Origin of the sequence: Streptomyces sp. MA5143a (genome assembly GCF_900290235.1) — a bacterium.
Classification (GTDB): domain Bacteria; phylum Actinomycetota; class Actinomycetes; order Streptomycetales; family Streptomycetaceae; genus Streptomyces.
Genome location: NZ_OLMK01000018.1, coordinates 66,823 through 82,772 on the forward strand (window position 1 = coordinate 66,823; position 15,950 = coordinate 82,772).

16 protein-coding genes and 1 riboswitch are annotated in these 15,950 nt (G+C 72.2%); of the genes, 3 read left to right on the top strand and 13 right to left on the bottom strand.

Annotated elements, in window-relative coordinates; translation table 11 throughout:
• Nucleotides 1-169 precede the first annotated feature (169 nt).
• The 7 genes from SMA5143A_RS09280 to SMA5143A_RS09310 are packed head-to-tail and all read right to left on the bottom strand — an operon-like array spanning nucleotide 170 to nucleotide 4,916.
• Nucleotides 170-625, bottom strand: coding sequence for a PH domain-containing protein (locus SMA5143A_RS09280; protein WP_107462422.1), 456 nt, complete (start codon nucleotides 623-625; stop codon nucleotides 170-172).
• Between the two features lie 20 nt (nucleotides 626-645).
• Nucleotides 646-1,503 (bottom strand): ATP phosphoribosyltransferase, encoded by an 858-nt coding sequence (gene hisG / locus SMA5143A_RS09285; protein ID WP_107462423.1) that lies wholly within the window; start codon nucleotides 1,501-1,503, stop codon nucleotides 646-648.
• Nucleotides 1,504-1,556: 53 nt separating this feature from the next.
• Nucleotides 1,557-1,829: a phosphoribosyl-ATP diphosphatase gene (locus tag SMA5143A_RS09290; RefSeq protein WP_007491392.1), complete on the bottom strand. Its 273-nt coding sequence runs from the start codon at nucleotides 1,827-1,829 to the stop codon at nucleotides 1,557-1,559.
• Nucleotides 1,830-1,863: 34 nt separating this feature from the next.
• A complete protein-coding gene (ribH, locus tag SMA5143A_RS09295) occupies nucleotides 1,864-2,349 on the bottom strand; it encodes a 6,7-dimethyl-8-ribityllumazine synthase (protein WP_055537205.1) in 486 nt (161 codons plus the stop codon).
• Between the two features lie 49 nt (nucleotides 2,350-2,398).
• Nucleotides 2,399-3,688: a bifunctional 3,4-dihydroxy-2-butanone-4-phosphate synthase/GTP cyclohydrolase II gene (locus SMA5143A_RS09300; protein ID WP_107462424.1), complete on the bottom strand. Its 1,290-nt coding sequence runs from the start codon at nucleotides 3,686-3,688 to the stop codon at nucleotides 2,399-2,401.
• Nucleotides 3,685-4,317 carry a nicotinamide mononucleotide transporter family protein gene (locus tag SMA5143A_RS09305; protein ID WP_107462425.1) on the bottom strand — a complete coding sequence of 211 codons (633 nt, stop codon included), beginning with the start codon at nucleotides 4,315-4,317 and terminating at the stop codon, nucleotides 3,685-3,687. Before SMA5143A_RS09305 ends, SMA5143A_RS09300 begins: the two co-directional genes overlap by 4 nt.
• Nucleotides 4,314-4,916: a riboflavin synthase gene (locus SMA5143A_RS09310; RefSeq protein ID WP_099965450.1), complete on the bottom strand. Its 603-nt coding sequence runs from the start codon at nucleotides 4,914-4,916 to the stop codon at nucleotides 4,314-4,316. Before SMA5143A_RS09310 ends, SMA5143A_RS09305 begins: the two co-directional genes overlap by 4 nt.
• Nucleotides 4,917-5,072: 156 nt before the next feature.
• Nucleotides 5,073-5,203, bottom strand: a riboswitch (FMN riboswitch).
• A 437-nt stretch (nucleotides 5,204-5,640) separates the two neighbouring features.
• Here SMA5143A_RS09310 and SMA5143A_RS09315 point away from each other — a divergent pair.
• Nucleotides 5,641-6,399 (top strand): SDR family oxidoreductase, encoded by a 759-nt coding sequence (locus tag SMA5143A_RS09315; RefSeq protein ID WP_107462463.1) that lies wholly within the window; start codon nucleotides 5,641-5,643, stop codon nucleotides 6,397-6,399.
• 96 nt (nucleotides 6,400-6,495) lie between these two features.
• Here the strand turns inward: SMA5143A_RS09315 and SMA5143A_RS09320 are convergent, their stop codons facing one another.
• Nucleotides 6,496-7,842, bottom strand: a complete 1,347-nt coding sequence (locus tag SMA5143A_RS09320; protein ID WP_107462426.1) for an ROK family transcriptional regulator — start codon at nucleotides 7,840-7,842, stop codon at nucleotides 6,496-6,498.
• A 165-nt stretch (nucleotides 7,843-8,007) separates the two neighbouring features.
• On the opposite strand from SMA5143A_RS09320, the gene SMA5143A_RS09325 reads away from it, so the two are divergent.
• A complete protein-coding gene (locus SMA5143A_RS09325; RefSeq protein ID WP_107462427.1) occupies nucleotides 8,008-9,219 on the top strand; it encodes an MFS transporter in 1,212 nt (403 codons plus the stop codon).
• Here SMA5143A_RS09325 and SMA5143A_RS09330 read toward each other — a convergent pair.
• Nucleotides 9,179-9,637, bottom strand: coding sequence for an acyl-CoA thioesterase (locus SMA5143A_RS09330; RefSeq protein ID WP_107462428.1), 459 nt, complete (start codon nucleotides 9,635-9,637; stop codon nucleotides 9,179-9,181). The genes SMA5143A_RS09325 and SMA5143A_RS09330 overlap by 41 nt on opposite strands.
• Before the next feature lie 148 nt (nucleotides 9,638-9,785).
• Complete coding sequence (locus SMA5143A_RS09335) at nucleotides 9,786-10,913, bottom strand: glycoside hydrolase family 6 protein (RefSeq protein WP_107462429.1); 1,128 nt, start codon at nucleotides 10,911-10,913, stop codon at nucleotides 9,786-9,788.
• Between the two features lie 208 nt (nucleotides 10,914-11,121).
• Here SMA5143A_RS09335 and SMA5143A_RS09340 point away from each other — a divergent pair, with 208 nt between their 5' ends.
• The gene (locus SMA5143A_RS09340; RefSeq protein ID WP_107462430.1) at nucleotides 11,122-11,805 is read left to right on the top strand and encodes a DUF5995 family protein; all 684 of its coding nucleotides are present in this window, start codon (nucleotides 11,122-11,124) and stop codon (nucleotides 11,803-11,805) included.
• 42 nt (nucleotides 11,806-11,847) lie between these two features.
• Here SMA5143A_RS09340 and SMA5143A_RS09345 read toward each other — a convergent pair whose 3' ends face one another.
• The 3 genes from SMA5143A_RS09345 to SMA5143A_RS09355 form a co-directional block, all read right to left on the bottom strand.
• The gene (locus tag SMA5143A_RS09345; protein WP_107462431.1) at nucleotides 11,848-13,560 is read right to left on the bottom strand and encodes a flavin monoamine oxidase family protein; all 1,713 of its coding nucleotides are present in this window, start codon (nucleotides 13,558-13,560) and stop codon (nucleotides 11,848-11,850) included.
• A 55-nt stretch (nucleotides 13,561-13,615) separates the two neighbouring features.
• Nucleotides 13,616-14,404: a carbon-nitrogen hydrolase family protein gene (locus SMA5143A_RS09350; RefSeq protein WP_107462432.1), complete on the bottom strand. Its 789-nt coding sequence runs from the start codon at nucleotides 14,402-14,404 to the stop codon at nucleotides 13,616-13,618.
• Between the two features lie 225 nt (nucleotides 14,405-14,629).
• Complete coding sequence (locus SMA5143A_RS09355) at nucleotides 14,630-15,853, bottom strand: MFS transporter (protein WP_107462433.1); 1,224 nt, start codon at nucleotides 15,851-15,853, stop codon at nucleotides 14,630-14,632.
• Nucleotides 15,854-15,950 lie beyond the last annotated feature (97 nt).

A 15,950-nucleotide genomic window follows, 5' to 3' on the forward strand; every position in this document is an offset into this window, starting at 1 on the left:
CAGTGGCGGAGGCGCAACGAAAACGCCTCCGCCAACAGATTAATCAAGACATGGGCCGGTACGGCAGGGGCGGCGGCCCTGAGTCGGCCCCGATCTTCCCCTGCGTCGGCCCCGAGCCTGCTCGGGGGCGCCCCGGATGCGCTCGCTGTCAGTCCGGGGTCACCCGGTGTCAGCCCCGGGGCTGTTCGGGTTCACCGACGGAGCGGGCCTCGACCAGTGCCCTCAGGGTGCGGGCGTCCTCGATGGCGTGCTGCTTGGCGATGCCGGGCTGGATGCCGAGCGCGGGCAGGCTGGTGCCGTCGGTGAGGTCGAGGAAGACCCAGGGGTCGCCGACCCGCAGGTTCACCTGGACGATCTCCGCCCAGCCGAGCCGGCGCCTCCCGGCGATGTTGACGACGGTCACTCCGGACTCGTCGGCGACCACCTTGGGCCGGGAGAGCAGACACAGCACCCCGGCGAGCAGGGCCGCCGTGAAGACGAAGCTGAGCCGCTCCCCCGGGCCGAGGGTCGGCAGCAGCAGGGCGACCACCGTGATGACCGCGAAGATCGCCGCGGCGGCGGTCAGCAGGACGGCCCGGGTGCGCCCCGGCCGGAAGGTGACCGGCAGGGCGGGCAGATCCGACATCGCGTACGACTCCCCGGAACTCAGAGGCGGCAGGCGTGGATGGCGGTGGTCAGGATGGCCCGGGCACCGATGTCGTACAGGTCGTCCATGATCCGCTGGGCCTCCTTGGCCGGGACCATGGCGCGTACGGCGACCCAGCCCTCGTTGTGCAGCGGCGAGACGGTCGGCGACTCCAGGCCCGGGGTGAGGGCGACGGCCTTCTCCAACTGCTCGACGCGGCAGTCGTAGTCCATCATCACGTAGGTGCGGGCCACGAGGACGCCCTGGAGGCGGCGCAGGAACTGCTGCACCTTGGGCTCGTTCTCCGAGGAGGTGTCGGCGTCGACGCGGCGGATGACGACGGCCTCGGATTTCATGATCGGTTCGCCGAAGACCTCCAGGCCCGCGTTGCGCAGGGAGGTCCCGGTCTCGACGACGTCGGCGATGACCTCGGCGACACCCAGTTCGATCGCGGTCTCGACGGCGCCGTCGAGGTGGACGACGGAGGCGTCGATGCCGTGGTCGGCGAGGTGTCCCGCGACGATGCCCTCGTACGAGGTGGCGACGGTCTTGCCCTTGAGGTCGGCGATGCCGGCCGCAGTGCCGGGCTTGGCGGCGAAGCGGAAGGTGGAGCGGGCGAAGCCGAGCGGGAGGATCTCCTCGGCGTTGGCGCCGGAGTCGATCAGCAGGTCACGGCCGGTGATGCCGATGTCGAGCCGGCCGGAGGAGACATAGATCGCGATGTCGCGGGGGCGGAGGTAGAAGAACTCGACCTCGTTCCCCGGGTCGACGATCCGCAGTTCCTTGGACTCCCGGCGCTGGAGGTAGCCGGCCTCATGCAGCATCTCCCCCGCAGGGCCGGACAGGGAACCCTTGTTGGGGACGGCGATGCGCAGCATGAGGCAGGCTTCCTTCGTTCTCGTGGGTGCTCGGATGTGTGCGGGGCGACGGCTCAGAGGTGGGCGTACACGTCGTCCAGGGAGATGCCGCGGGCGACCATCATCACCTGGACGTGGTAAAGCAGCTGCGAGATCTCCTCGGCGGCCGCCTCCTTGCCCTCGTACTCGGCGGCCATCCAGACCTCGGCGGCCTCTTCGACGACCTTCTTGCCGATGGCATGGACGCCCTTCCCGACCAGTTCGGCGGTGCGGGAGGTGGCGGGGTCGCCGTGGGCGGCCTTGTGCTGGAGCTCGGTGAAGAGCTCCTCGAACGTCTTCTTGGACATGGTGGGCCCCACACTACGCCGTCACGGGCGTGCCTCAGCGCCAGGGTTCGGATACTGAGCGGAGCGTCGCCGCGGTCGCCACGGCCGCGGTCACCGCCTCGTGCCCCTTGTCCTCGTTGGAACCCTCGATACCGGCGCGGTCCAGGGCCTGCTCCTCGGTGTCGCAGGTCAGTACGCCGAAGCCGACGGGGACTCCGGTGTCGACGGAGACCTGGGTGAGGCCCTGGGTGACGCCCTGGCACACGTACTCGAAGTGGGGGGTGCCGCCGCGGATGACGACGCCGAGGGCGACGATGGCGTCGTAGCCGCGGCCGGCGAGGACCTTGGCGACGACGGGGAGCTCCCAGCTGCCGGGGACGCGCAGGAGGGTCGGCTCGTCGATGCCCAGGTCGTGCAGCGCGCGCAGGGCGCCGTCGACGAGGCCGTCCATCACCTTCTCGTGCCACTGGGCCGCGATGACCGCGACGCGCAGGTCGCCGACGTTGCTGACGGACAGTTCGGGTGCGCCCTTGCCGCTCACGTTGCTCCTTGGTTCCTGATTCTCGTGCGTGTTGTTCGTGCCGCTGGTGTTACTGCTCGCCGCAGGTGGTCACGGTGGTCGTGTCCAGCCAGGGCAGGTCGTGGCCCATCCGGTCCCGCTTGGTGCGCAGGTAGCGGAGGTTGTGCTCGCCCGCGCGGACGGGCATCGGCTCGCGGCCGGTGACGGCGAGGCCGTGCCGGACGAGGGCGTCGGTCTTCTCGGGGTTGTTGGTCAGCAGTCGGAGGCTGCGGACGCCGAGGTCGCGGAGGATCTGGGCACCGGCGCCGTAGTCTCGGGCGTCGGCGGGCAGGCCCAGTTCGAGGTTGGCGTCGAGGGTGTCGCGGCCGCGTTCCTGGAGTTCGTAGGCGCGCAGCTTGGACAGCAGGCCGATGCCGCGTCCCTCGTGGCCGCGGAGGTAGACGACGACGCCGCGGCCCTCGGTGGCGATGCGTTCGAGGGAGGTCTCCAGTTGGGGGCCGCAGTCGCAGCGCAGGGAGTGGAAGACGTCGCCTGTGAGGCATTCGGAGTGGACGCGGACGAGGACGTCCTCGCCGTCGCCGATCTCGCCGTGGACGAGGGCGACGTGCTCGACGCCGTCGACGGTGGAGCGGTAGCCGTAGGCGGTGAAGTCGCCGAAGGCGGTGGGGAGCTGGGTCTTCGCCTCGCGCTTGACGGTGGGCTCGGAGGAGCGGCGGTAGGCGATCAGGTCCTCGATGGAGATGATCGTCAGGCCGTGCTTGCGGGCGAAGGGGATCAGCTCGGGCAGGCGCAGCATGCGGCCGTCCTCGCCGGCGATCTCGACGATGGCGCCGGCCGGGCGGAGGCCCGCGAGGCGGGCGAGGTCGACGGCGGCCTCGGTGTGGCCGTCGCGCACGAGGACGCCGCCGGTACGGGCGCGCAGCGGGAAGATGTGGCCGGGGCGGACGAAGTCGGTGGGCCGGGCCGTGCCGCTCGCCAGCAGTTGGAGCGTGGTGGAGCGGTCGGAGGCGGAGATGCCGGTGGTGACTCCGTGCTCGGGGGCGGCGTCGACGGTGACGGTGAAGGCGGTGCGCATGGACTCGGTGTTCTGCTGCACCATCTGCGGCAGTTCGAGCCGGTCCAGTTCGTCGCCCTCCATGGGGGCGCAGATCATGCCCCGGCATTCGCTCATCATGAAGGCGACGATCTCGGGGGTGGCCTTCTCGGCGGCGATGACGAGGTCGCCCTCGTTCTCCCGGTCCTCGTCGTCGACGACCACGACGGGGCGGCCGGCCGCGATGTCGGCGATGGCCTGCTCCACGGGGTCGAGCCCGAAGTTCTCGATGTCGTCGGTGCTGTAGAGAATCGGCGCCATGGTCATGCCGGGGCTCCTTCCAGGGCGGGCTTGCGGGACCGCAGCCACCAGTCGCGCATGCCCCACAGGACGAGCGCGCCGTAGATGATGTAGACGAAACCGGAGAAGGCGTAGCCGTTGGCGAAGTTGAGCGGTACGCCCACGAGGTCGACCAGCAGCCAGGCGAACCAGAACTCGACCATGCCGCGTGCCTGGGCGTACATGGCGACGATGGTGCCGGTGAAGATGTACGCGTCCGGCCAGGGGTCCCAGGACAGGGTGGGGAACGCGGTGAACAGTCCGCCGACGGCGAGGGTGCCGAGGACGGCGCCGGCGAGGAGGTAGCCGCGTTCGCGCCAAGTGGCGAAGCGGGGGGCGATGGCGCCGTCCGCGGCCTGTCCCTTGGTGCGGTTCCACTGCCACCAGCCGTACGCGGCGACGGCCATGACGATGACCTGCTTGCCGGCGCTGCCGGTGAGGTGGCCGGCGAAGGCGCCGAAGAGGATGAGCCCGGAGAGGAACTGCACGGGCCAGTTCCACAGGGAGCGCACGGCGCCGAGCGCGAGGGCGATCAGGCCGAAGATGTTCCCGATCATGTCCGACCAGCGGATCTGCTGGTCGAACACGGTGAAGGCGACCGAGTTCAGCGAGTTCACCGCGTGGCCCCTTGCGATCCGAGGAGCCGCTCGACGTACTTGGCGATGACATCGACCTCGAGGTTGACCGGGTCGCCGGGCTGCTTGCGGCCGAGGGTGGTCAGGTCGAGGGTGGTGGGGATGAGGCTGACGGTGAAGTGGTCGGTGCCGGCCTCGACGACGGTGAGGCTGATGCCGTCGACGGTGATGGAGCCCTTCTCCACGACGTACCGGGTGAGGTCGGCCGGGAGCGAGATCTTGACGATCTCCCAGTTCTCGGACGGCTTGCGCTCGATGACCTCGCCCGTGCCGTCGACGTGGCCCTGCACGATGTGGCCGCCGAGGCGTTCGCCGACTGCCATGGGGCGTTCGAGGTTGACGCGGGAGCCGACGGTGAGGGCGCCGAGGCTGGAGCGGTCGAGGGTCTCCGCCATGACGTCGGCGGTGAACCAGTCGTCCTCGTGCTCCACGACGGTGAGACAGACGCCGTTGACGGCGATGGAGTCGCCGTGCTTCGCGCCCTGGGTGACGACGGGGCCACGCAGTCGGAAGCGGGAGGCGTCGCCGAGGTTCTCGACGGCGGTGACCTCACCCAGCTCTTCGACGATTCCGGTGAACACTTCCCGGGTCCTCCTGCCTCGTAGGGCACGGACTCCGGGGCTGTCGAAGACGACAGGGATCAGCGGACAACGGCACAGGGGGCGACGCCGTGTGGAGGGCCCACTCCTGCTGGAGCAGGCCGACAACAGTCGGCGGCGCGCACACATGCCCACCCGCCGCGCACTGCCTCCCATCCGGACTTTAACCGTCGGTCCAGGAATTTCACCTGGTCAACCGGCCGCTGGAAGCGACCGGGTCGCGGACTATAACCGCCGGTTCGGACTTTCACCGACCCCGGAGTGCGCTGCTTCTGGTACATGGCCAGTGTGCCACGCCTGATCGGCACCCATGCGGGTGATGACTGTGGGGTGGCTCACAGATGGTGTCACTGGACTTCTACGGCGAGTGACGCGGAGGCCGGCCCCTGACTGACCACGAGTCAATGTCCGCCCCACCGGCCCCAGTCGGACCACGTCGAACCCAGTCGAACCACGCACCGGACCCATTGACCGAGTTGGTCTAGTCCTTTTAAGGTCGGCGATCGCGGTTACTCGTCCCGAAGGCGCACCGGCCGCCCCCAGTCGGCCCGGCGGCGGTGACGACGGCCCTTGCCCCGCCGCCGGGTCCCCCTTCCCCCTCGCCGACCGGGGGTTCCCCGCCCCCGTGTCACATTCCACGGGTGCTCTCCGGTCATAGCTACCGAAGGCGTTCGCGGGGAGCGCCGGTGTCGAAAGGGTGGACAGCATGACCACGATCCTGGTGACCGGCGGGACCGGTGTCCTCGGCCGGCGCGTCGCCGAGCGGCTGCGGGCGGACGGGCACGAGGTGCGGGTGCTCAGCCGGCACGCGCGGCCGTACGCAGTCGATCTGGTCGCGGGCGGGAGCGGGCTGGACCCGGCGCTGGCGGGGGTGGACACGGTGGTGCACTGTGCGTCCTCGCCGCGCGGCGGCGACGAGAAGGCGGCGGCGAACCTGATCGCCGCGGCGCGGCGAGCCGGGGTGGGGCACCTCGTGTACATCTCGATCGTCGGCGTCGACCGGGTGCCGTTCGGCTACTACCGGAGCAAACTGGCGGTCGAGCGGCTGGTCGAGGAGTCGGGGCTGGGCTGGACGACGCTGCGGGCGACCCAGTTCCACGATTTGCTCGTGACGCTCTTCGAGGGCCTGTCGAAGTCTCCGGTCATGCCGGTGCCGGCCGGGGTGAGCGACCAGCCGATCGCCGTCGCCGAGGTCGCCGACCGTCTGGCCGAGCTCGCCGTGTCCGCCCCCGCGGGCCGGGTCCCGGACATGGGCGGCCCGGAGGTCCTGAGCCTGCGCGCGCTGGCCCGCACCTACCTGACCGCCACCGGCCGCCGCCGCGCCCTGCTGACGGTGCCCCTGTTCGGCAAGGCGTACGCGGGCTTCCGCGCCGGGGGCCACCTGAGCCCGGAAAGGTCGGCGGGCAAGGGGACGTTCGGGGAGTACGTGGCCGAACGGTTCGGCGGGGGCCGGAGGACGGGGTGACCCGAGGGGCCACCGGGTCGGGGGCGGCCCAGGTCCGGGTCGGCGGCGGGCCACCCGAACCGGGCCGCCCTCGGCATCCCCCGCCGGGTGGGACTCCTACCGCGGCGGCGGTGTGAACAGCTCGTCCTGGGCCGTGTCCCTCGCCATGAGCAGGGCCCCTCGCAGGACGGCGGCGCCGCCGAGGGCGCTGGGCCGGACCTCGGTGGGCAGCGGCGACAGCGCCGCCAGCCGCGCCTCGACCCGGGCGGCGAGCTCCTCCCCTCCGGCCTGCCCGACCTCCCCTCCGAGCACCACACAGCCGGGGTCGAGTACGGCGACGACGGAGGCGGCACCGATGGCGAGACGATCGGCGAGGGCGTCGAGGAAGCGGACATGGGCGTCGGCCGACGGGCGGGTGCCCGGGATCGCGCGCGCGTCGCCCAGGGGGAGTACGGGAGTGACCGTCCCGTCCGACGAGGCGCCGGCCCCGCCCGCCGGACGCGCCTGCGGGGCGTTCGCGCCGGCCGGTGCAGCCGCGCTCCCGTCCGCCGGGGGTCGGCTCGTCGCCGCCTCCGCGGCCGCCCTCACCTGAGTGGCCGCGTACGGCTCGTTTCCGGCGGGGGCGGCGACCGACAGGCCGTACTCCCTGGCCAGGGAGTCGATCGCGGCGGCGGCGCCCAGGGAGTGGAAGCCACCCTCGCAGTCGGTGGCCGAGGGCAGGGCCGTGGTGCCCGGGACCGGGAGGAAGCCGATCTCGCCGGTACCGCCGGAGGCGCCGCGGCGGAGGGTGCCGTCGAGGACGACGGCCGCGCCGGTGCCGAGGCCGAGCCAGAGGAGGACGAAGGTGTCGCGGTCGCGGGCGGCGCCGTCCCGCTGCTCGGCGAGCGCCGCGAGGTTGGTCTCGTTCTCGACGAGGACCCGGGCCGGGAGGCGTTCACCGAGGGCGGCGGCCAGCCGGCGGTGCCATTCGGGCAGCCCGGTGCTGTCGCGCAGTTCGCCGGTGGCCGGGTCGATGAGGCCGGGGGCACCGACGACCATGGTGTGCAGCCGGTCGGCACCCGCCTCCTTCGCGGCGCGCTCGACGAGGCTGACGGCCTGCTCGACGGCGGGCCCGGTCCCCGCGTCGTCCGCGACGAGCACGGACGCCCGCGCCAGTTCCGTACCGAGCAGATCGGTGACGACGACCGTGACGCCCTCGGTGCGCACGTCGAGCGCGGCGAGGTACGCGCGGTCGGCGACGATGCCGTAGAGGCGGGCGTTCGGCCCACGCCGCTGCTCGCCCGACTCCCCCACCACCGAGATCAGTCCGGCCTCGGTGAGGCGCTCCACGAGGTCGGCGACGGTGGGCCGGGACAGACCGGTGAGCTGCTTCAACTGCCCCGCCGTCAACGGCCCTTCCTCCTGCAGCAGCCGCAGGGCGAGCCGGTCGTTGATGGCTCGGGCGGTGCTGGGTGATGCGGGCATGCCGGGATCCTCCCAGATCGACGACGCGGACAGCGCTCTCTATCTATCAGGCAGGGTTCCTGATAGTTTACGGCGGCGCGAGAGCGGGCCGGGAGGTCCGGAAGCGGACGGGTACGCCTGGAGTGCGGGTTCGAGGGCATTCGAGGAAGCCAGGGAGGGCGGAGAATGAGCGCGGTGGTCTACGAACGGCGCGATGTGCGGCGGGCCCGGTACGCCGTGGCCGCCGTCTTCGCCGTGCACGGAGCGGTGACCGGCTCGTTCGCGACCCGGGTGCCCTGGATCCAGGACCACGCCCGGCTCAGCGCGGGTGAGCTGGGGCTGGCCCTCGCGTTCCCGGCGATCGGCGCGTCCGTGGCGATGCCGCTCGCCGGCTACGTCAGTCACCGGCTCGGCGCCCGTACGGCGATGCGGGCCCTGATCTCGCTGTGGACCCTCGCGCTGATCCTGCCGTCCCTGGCGCCGAACCTGTGGACGCTGTGTGCCGCCCTGTTCGTGTACGGCGCGACGGCCGGGATGGCGGACGTGGCGATGAACGCGCTCGGCGTCGAGGTCGAGGCCCGTCTCGGCAAGTCGATCATGTCGGGGCTGCACGGCATGTGGAGCGCGGGCGCCCTCGTCGGCTCGGCGGCCGGCACGCTCGCCGCGCACCTCGGCTCGGACGCCCGGCTCCACCACGCGCTCGCGGCGGCCACCCTCACCGTGCTCGGCCTGGTCGCCTGTCAGTGGGTGCTGGACATCCGGGCCACCGAGGACGAGGAGCCGCCGCCCCGGTTCGCGTTGCCGCCCAGGTCGGCGCTGCTCATCGGCGCGGTCGGGTTCTGCGCGGTCTTCGCGGAGGGGGCGGCCCTGGACTGGTCGGCGGTGTATCTGCGGGACGAGCTGGCGACCTCGGCGGGCCTCGCGGCGGCGTGCACCACCGGGTTCATGCTCACCATGGCGGTGGCCCGGCTGGTGGGCGACGCGGTGGTGAACCGCTTCGGCGCGGTGCGCACGGTGCGGGCGAGCGGCGTCCTCGCGGCGCTCGGCGGTGTGCTGATCGTCGTCGCGAACCACCCGGCGGTCGCCATGGCCGGGTTCGCGCTGATGGGGCTGGGCATCGCCGTCGTCGTACCGCTCTGCTTCGCCGCGGCCGGGCGCAGCGGCCCGAACCCGAGCCTGGCCATCGCGGGTGTCGCGACCATCACGTACACCTCGGGACTGATCGCGCCGAGCGCGATCGGTGGTCTGGCGCAGCTGACCAGCCTGGTGGTGTCGTTCGGTCTGGTGACCCTGCTGGCGTGCGGGCTCGCCGTGTTCGCGGGGGTGCTGCGGGCCGGGGAGGGTGACCGGACGCGGATCAGTCGGCCGGACGCAGCAGTTCCCGACCCGAAGCCCTGAAGCCGTCGCTCCACGCGGTGGGCCGCAGGGTGTCCGCGTCCAGCCTGACGAGGACGCGGGTGCCCTGCGCGTAGGTCCGCGAGCCGTCGGCCGAGCAGAAGCGGAAGCCGTAGGTGAGGCCGGTGGTGCCGAGCCTCTCCAGCCACAGGTGCACGGCGTAGGTGCCGGGCCGGGTGACCGGCGCCTCGTAGCTGATCCGCAGTTCCTTGACCACGTTGCAGAAGTCGCCGGCGGCGGCCCAGTCGCCGTCGAAGCCGTAGCCCTGCTCCCGCCAGTGCTGGGTCCAGGCGCACTCGACCATCACCGGGTAGCGGGCGTTGTGCAGCATGCCGAGGGCGTCCAGGTCGTCGAAGTGCACGGTGACGGGGACGAGCCTGCCGTGGGCGAGGGCGGGGGCTGTCGGGGCTTCGGCGGTCACGGGTGGTGCTCCTGGGGAACGTCGGCACGGAACGGGACGCCCTCATCCTAAGCAACCGCTCAGTGCGGGCCGTGGGCGCGGGGCGCGGACCCGACCGCCGTGGACGGGAGCCCACGCCTCGGCCCGCCGGTACGGACGCGGGCCTCGCTCACCCCCGTGCCAGGTCGTACGCGTACCCCGGTGAGAACTCGCCGGCCTCGCCCCGGCACCCGTCGGACTCACCCGGCAGTTTCACCCACAGATAGGCGTCGATGCGGGACTCGCCGGTGGTGAGCGTCGGCGGGCGGCCGAGGCCCCGGCCCGACGGGTCGCACCAGGCGCCGTCGGTCGGGGCGCCGTTGCCGTTACGGCTGGTGTCGATGACGGCGCCGAGGTCCGCCGGGCCTCCGAGGGCGTCCAGCACCTTCCGGGTGTAGGCGATCTCCGCGTCGGTGCGGTTGAAGTTCGACACGTTGCTGAAGACGCCGTCGGAGGAGGCCGGTGCGGCGGCGCCCGCCAGGCGCAGCAGGGTGGCCTGTTTGTCGGGGGCGTTCCACTGCGAGTGTCCGGCGTCGTAGTAGACGCGGGCCTTGGGGTCGGCGTCCTTGAGGACGCGGCCGGCACGGACGAGCGAGGTGAACCGGTCGGCCCGCTCGTCGGCGGGGAGGCAGTCGGACTGGGCGATCGCGTCGGGTTCCAGGATGACGATGACCTCGTCCTCGCCCAGCCCGGCGGCGAACGCGTCGATCCAGGCGTCGTAGGCGTCCAGGTTCCTGGCGCCGCCCTGGGAGGCCCCACCGCAGTCCCGGTCCGGGACGGCGTACGCCACGAGGACCGGCACCCGGTCGTGCTCCGCGCCGCCGGAGGCGACCGCGGCGACCTCGGCGGTGACGGTGGCCGGGTTCGGGTCGGTGAACCAGACGGCCGCGGGACGGTCGGCGATACGGGACTCGATGACGGCGCTGCGCGGGTCGTCGGGGTGGGCCCGCACCCAGTCGCGGACCTGGGACCCGGGGTGCCGGTAGAGCTTGACGGGGGCGTCCGGCCGGGGCCCGGTGCGCCGACGGGTCTCCTCCACCGAGGGGCGCGCCCCGGGCGTCCGGGACGGTTCGGACGATGCCGGTGGTGAGGGCGAGGTCCCCGACGGGGACGGGGAGGCCGGACCGGGGTGGGACGGGTGGCCGGGCGGGCCGCCGGACAAGGTCCGGGCCTCTGCGGTGCCTCCGTCGCCGTCCAGTCCGGCCATCGCACCGGTGACGGTACCGGCGACGGCCACCAGCGACGCCGCGGCGATCATGGCGCCGCGGCGCACCTTCCGCCTGTGCGCGGCGCGGCGTGCGGCCAGTCGCTGGGCGCGTAAGCCTGCCACGTGGTGCTCCCCCCTGCTCCCGGACCGGGACTCACCGGCTTCCCGGTACGCGCCGCCGAGTCCGCGTTCCCCCGATCCGGGGATGTGCCGGGCACGGCGGCGTCGGTGTCAGCCTAGGCCTGGGACCCTGCCCCTTATGGCGCAGTTGGAACATTTCACCAATTCCGTGGACTCGGTGGACGCCGTCGTCGCCCGTATGCGGGCCCTCGACGCCGCCCTGCCCGAGCGGGACGGGATCGCGGTCTTCAACCGTGTCTACCTCACCGTCACGGAGGCCGTGGGCCGGCGTGTCGACGCCGGTTGCTTCGCGGATCCACGGGCCGCGATCGCCCTCGACGTGCGCTTCGCGGAGCGGTACCTGCGGGTGGCGGAGGGCGGCCCCGCACCCGCCTGCTGGCGGCCACTGCTGCAACTCCGGCGCCATCCCGGCGTACGTCCGCTGCAGTTCGCGCTCTCGGGCATCAACGCGCACATCGGGCACGATCTCGCGCTCGCCGTCGTGGACGCCTGTCGTACGCTCGGCTGTGAACCCGTCGACCTGGAGGACGAGTTCGAGCACGTGGGCGACCTCCTCGTCTCGCTGGAGGAGCGGGTGCGCGAGGAGCTGATGCCGGGCCCCGATCTGCTCCAGGTCGCCGATCCGCTCACCCATCTGCTCGGTGCGTGGAGCCTGGAGCGGGCCCGCGAGGCCACCTGGGCGGCGGCCAGGGCACTGTGGGCACTGCGCGGACTCCCCGATCTCGCCGAGGAGTTGGCCCACCGCCTGGACGCGGCGGTGGGGTGCGCGGGGCGGATGCTCCTGACGCCGCTGCCGCACTGAGCGGCGGCCGGCTCAGAGCCTGTGAACAAACCCCCGTCGCTCTCAGTCCTCCGGGAGTTCCACGGGCGCGATCTCGTCGTACACGTCGCCGGGGCCGGGGTTGGTCGCGTCAGTGGTGCCGCCGAGGTGGTGCATGACGCCCCAGACGGCGTTGAGCGCGGTCTGGATCGCGCCCTCCGCCCAGCCGGCCGTCCAGGAGATGTCGTCGCCGGCGAGGAAGATGCCCCGCTTGTCCTCGGGCAGCCGGTCCTGCATGAAGTGGGTGAACAGGCGCCGCTGGTAGCGGTAGTGGCCGGGCAGGTTGGCCTTGAAGGCGCCCATGAAGTAGGGCTCGTTCTCCCAGGACACGGTGACCGGGCTGCCGATGATGTGCTTGCGGATGTCGACCTTCGGATAGATCTCGCCGAGCGACTTCAGCATGACCTCCATCCGCTCGTTCGCGGACAGCGGCAGCCACTTCAGGCTGTCGTCGCACCAGGTGTAGGAGAGGCAGATGACGGCGGGCTTGTCCGGGCCGTCGTCGAGGAGGTACGTCCCGCGCGTCATCCGGTCGGTGAGCGTCATCGACATGACGTCCCGGCCCGTCGGGTTTCCCCTGTCGTCGACGGCCTTGTCCAGCCAGAACGGCCGGTCGACCGGCACGAACAGCTTCGAGCTCTCCATGTAGTGGGTCCGCTCGATCGCCGTCCAGTGGTCGATCGGGAAGAGCGAGTCGTCGCAGTCGATCTTCGACAGCAGCATCCAGGACTGGGCGGTGAACACGGCCGCCTGGTAGGTGCGGATGTCGCCGTCCGCGTCGGTCACGGTGATCCGGTTGCCGGCGGTGCGGTGCAGCCGGGTCACGGCGGGGCGGGGCGCGCCGTTCTCGTGCAGCGTGGCGAGGGAGGTGCCGTACGCCCAGTGCACGATCTTCTCGGGCTCGCGCTCCCACAGGCGCAGCGGGAGCTGCTGGCTGCCGCCGACGATGCCGCGGTGGTGGTCGTCGGCCTCGGTGTAGACGACGCGCAGGATCTCCAGGATGGAGTTCGGGAAGTCGGTGTCCCAGCCACCGGTGCCGAAGCCGACCTGGCCGAAGATCTCGCGGTGCCGGAAGGACTTGAAGGCCTCGGAGTCGCAGAGGAAGCCGTAGAAGGTCTGGTTGTCGAGCTTCTCCACGAGCCGCGCCCAGATCTCGCGGATGCGCGGGACGTCCCGCTCGCGCATGGCGCGGTTCATGTCGGAGAAGTCGGCGCCCTCGTCGAGGCACTTGTTCCAGGCTTCGGCGACATCGCGGTAGACCTGCGGGAGGTCGGCGATCGTCTCGGCGTAGTGCGACTCGCCCTTGAGGTCGACGACGGTCGAGGGCGTGGTCTCCGCGAGGGGGTTGGGGAAGGGCCGCGTCTTGAGGCCGACCAGGTCGATGTAGTGCTGGAGGGCGGTGGAGGAGGGCGGGAAGCGCATGGCGCCCATCTCGGCGGTGAGCGAGGGGTCGCAGCCCTCGAAGCCGACCGTGCGCAGCCGTCCGCCGATCCGGTCGGCCTCGTACACGACCGGCTTGAGGCCCATCTTCATCAGCTCGTACGCGGCCACGATGCCGGACAGCCCGCCGCCGATGACCGCGACCTCGGTGCCGTGCTCGGTCGCCGGGATCTGGCCGAGGCCCGCCGGGTGGGCCAGGAAGTCGTCGTACGCGTACGGGAAGTCCGGGCCGAACATGGTGATCGGCGGCTGCTGCTCGTCTGCGTGCTCGATGGCGTTGGGCACGGTGGACGTCATGGGGTACGGACTCCTTGCGGGAAAGCGGCGAGGGCGGGGCGGGAGGGAGACAGGCTCAGACGAGGGATGCGTAGAGACCCGGGCGGCGGTCCGTCAGATACGGGTTCGCCTCGCGGGAGGCCGCGACGAGGGCGGGGTCGACGTCGGCGAGGACGAGGTCCTCCTCGCGTCCGGCGCGGGTGCGCGCGACCCCGTCGGGCCCGGCCAGCGTGGACAGCCCGACGAACTCGAACTCCCCTTCCCGGCCGACCCGGTTGACGTACGCGACGTACATCTGGTTCTCGAAGGCCCGCACCGGGATCATCGACTCGGCGACGAACTGGAACGGATGCATCTGGGCCGTGGGCACCACCAGCAGGTCGGTGCCGGCGAGGGCGTGGGCGCGGACGTTCTCCGGGAACTCCACGTCGTAGCAGATCATGATCCCGACGCGGACGCCGTCCAGCTCGGCCTGGACGACGGGCTGCTCTCCCGGCGTGAAGTGGTCCCGCTCGAAGCAGCCGAAGAGGTGCGTCTTGCGGTAGTTGGCGAGCCGGGTGCCGTCGGCGGAGACGAGCTGCGCCGAGTTGAGGACGACCTCACCGGACCGCTCGGGGTAGCCGTATGCGACGGCGAGCCCATGGCGTTGGGCGATCTCCGCGACCGCGTCGGCCGAGTCGCCGTCGGCGGGCTCGGCGAGCCGGGCGATGTCGTCGCCGATCGCGTACCCCGTCAGGAACATCTCGGGGGCGATCAGCAGCCCCGCCCCGGCAGCGGCGGCGCGGCCCGCGGCCTCGCCGAGCACCTTGAGGTTCTCGACGACCGAGCCGGGGCGGCCGGAGCTCTGGAGCAGGGCGATGCGCATGCGCGTTCCTCACCGGAAGGAGGGGGTCTGGGGGTCATGTAGACGGTACGGGCGGCTGACCAGGCCGGACAAGGAGGAGCCGTTGCGCGCCGGTGAGCGGTTCATTGCGTCCTGGGGCGGGTCCGCGGCGATTCGTTGCGCGCTTCGGGCGGTGCTCTCCCGCCTGTGGGGCCCCGCGGGGCTGCCCCGTCACGGACGGTCTGGGGCAGCCCCACCGGGCGGGTGTCAGGGGCGTGCGGTGGACGTCCCCCTTCTCGCGACCAGGACCAGTGCCGTCACCAGGTAGGGCACCGCGAACACCGCGAAGACGGTGCTGTGGGCGTGGTGCGCGCCGAGCAGGGCGTACCCGGCGAAGACGGCGACGGTGGCCAGTTCGGTGCCCATGCTCGCCACCGAGGTGAGCGTCGCCCGGCGCTGCCCCTCGATACGGTCCTGGAGCCGGGCGTCGACGAGCACGTTGACCAGCTGGAAGCCGCCGAACGCCACACCCACGAGGGCGACACCGGCGGGGGTCGCCGTCAGGGCGCCCCCGGCGAGGGCGAGCGCCGAGACGGCGAGGACCACTCCGAGCCCGGTCGTGCCGAGGCGTTCGCCCACACCGGTCAGCAGACTGCCGACCGTGGGCCCGGCCCAGACCAGCAGCAGCAGGTACGGCACCGTCTGCTGGGCCACGCCGGTGTCGCGGACCAACAGCGGGGTGTACTCGTCGAGGGCGCCCCAGACAGCGCCGACCGCGGGGACCAGGAGCAGGGCTCCGCGCACGGAACGGCCGCGGCGGACCTCGGCGAGCCCGGTCCGCAGGGTCGTGAGGGTGGAGGCGCGGTCACCACCACCGGCGGCCGACGGACGGTGCTCGGGGAACCGGGTCGCCAGCGCCGCGGTCAGCACGCAGACCAGGACGCTCGCGGCGCCGACGGCCGGGTAGCCGCCGAGGTCGAGGACCGGCCCGGCCAGCGCCATCGCCGCCATCACGGCGATCATCCCGGCCGCCTGGGCCCGGCCGATCACGCGCGCGTACCGGTCGGCGGCGCCGAGCCGGTCCAGTTCGTCGTAGACCAGGGCCTCCAGCGCGCCGGAGCCGAGCGCTCCGCGCACGCCCCACAGCACGAAGCCGAGGGCGAAGGCCCAGTACGACGGCACGATCACCCACAGGGCGAAGCCGACGGCGGTGAGCAGCGGGCCGAGCCACAGCAGCAGCCGTCGGGAGACGGCGTCGGCCCAGGCGCCGGAGGGGACCTCCAGCAATATCCCGGTGATCGACCACAGGGCGAACAGCGAGGAGACCTGCCAGAGGGACAGACCGGTGTCGCTGAACAGCAGCGCGTACACCGGGTAGAGCAGCACGAAGTCGTCGAGGAACGCGTAGCCGTACAGCGTGGCCGTCAGCCGGCGGACACCGGTGGTCCGGAGGTCCGCGGGGCGGGGCGCACGCGCAGGTGAGAGTGTCATGGGGCCTTCCCGCAGGGGCGATTCGGACGTCGGAGGTACGGCGTCCGAGGCGGCCCTCGGGAGGCACGGCTGGTGGATCAATGTCGCCAGGTCATGG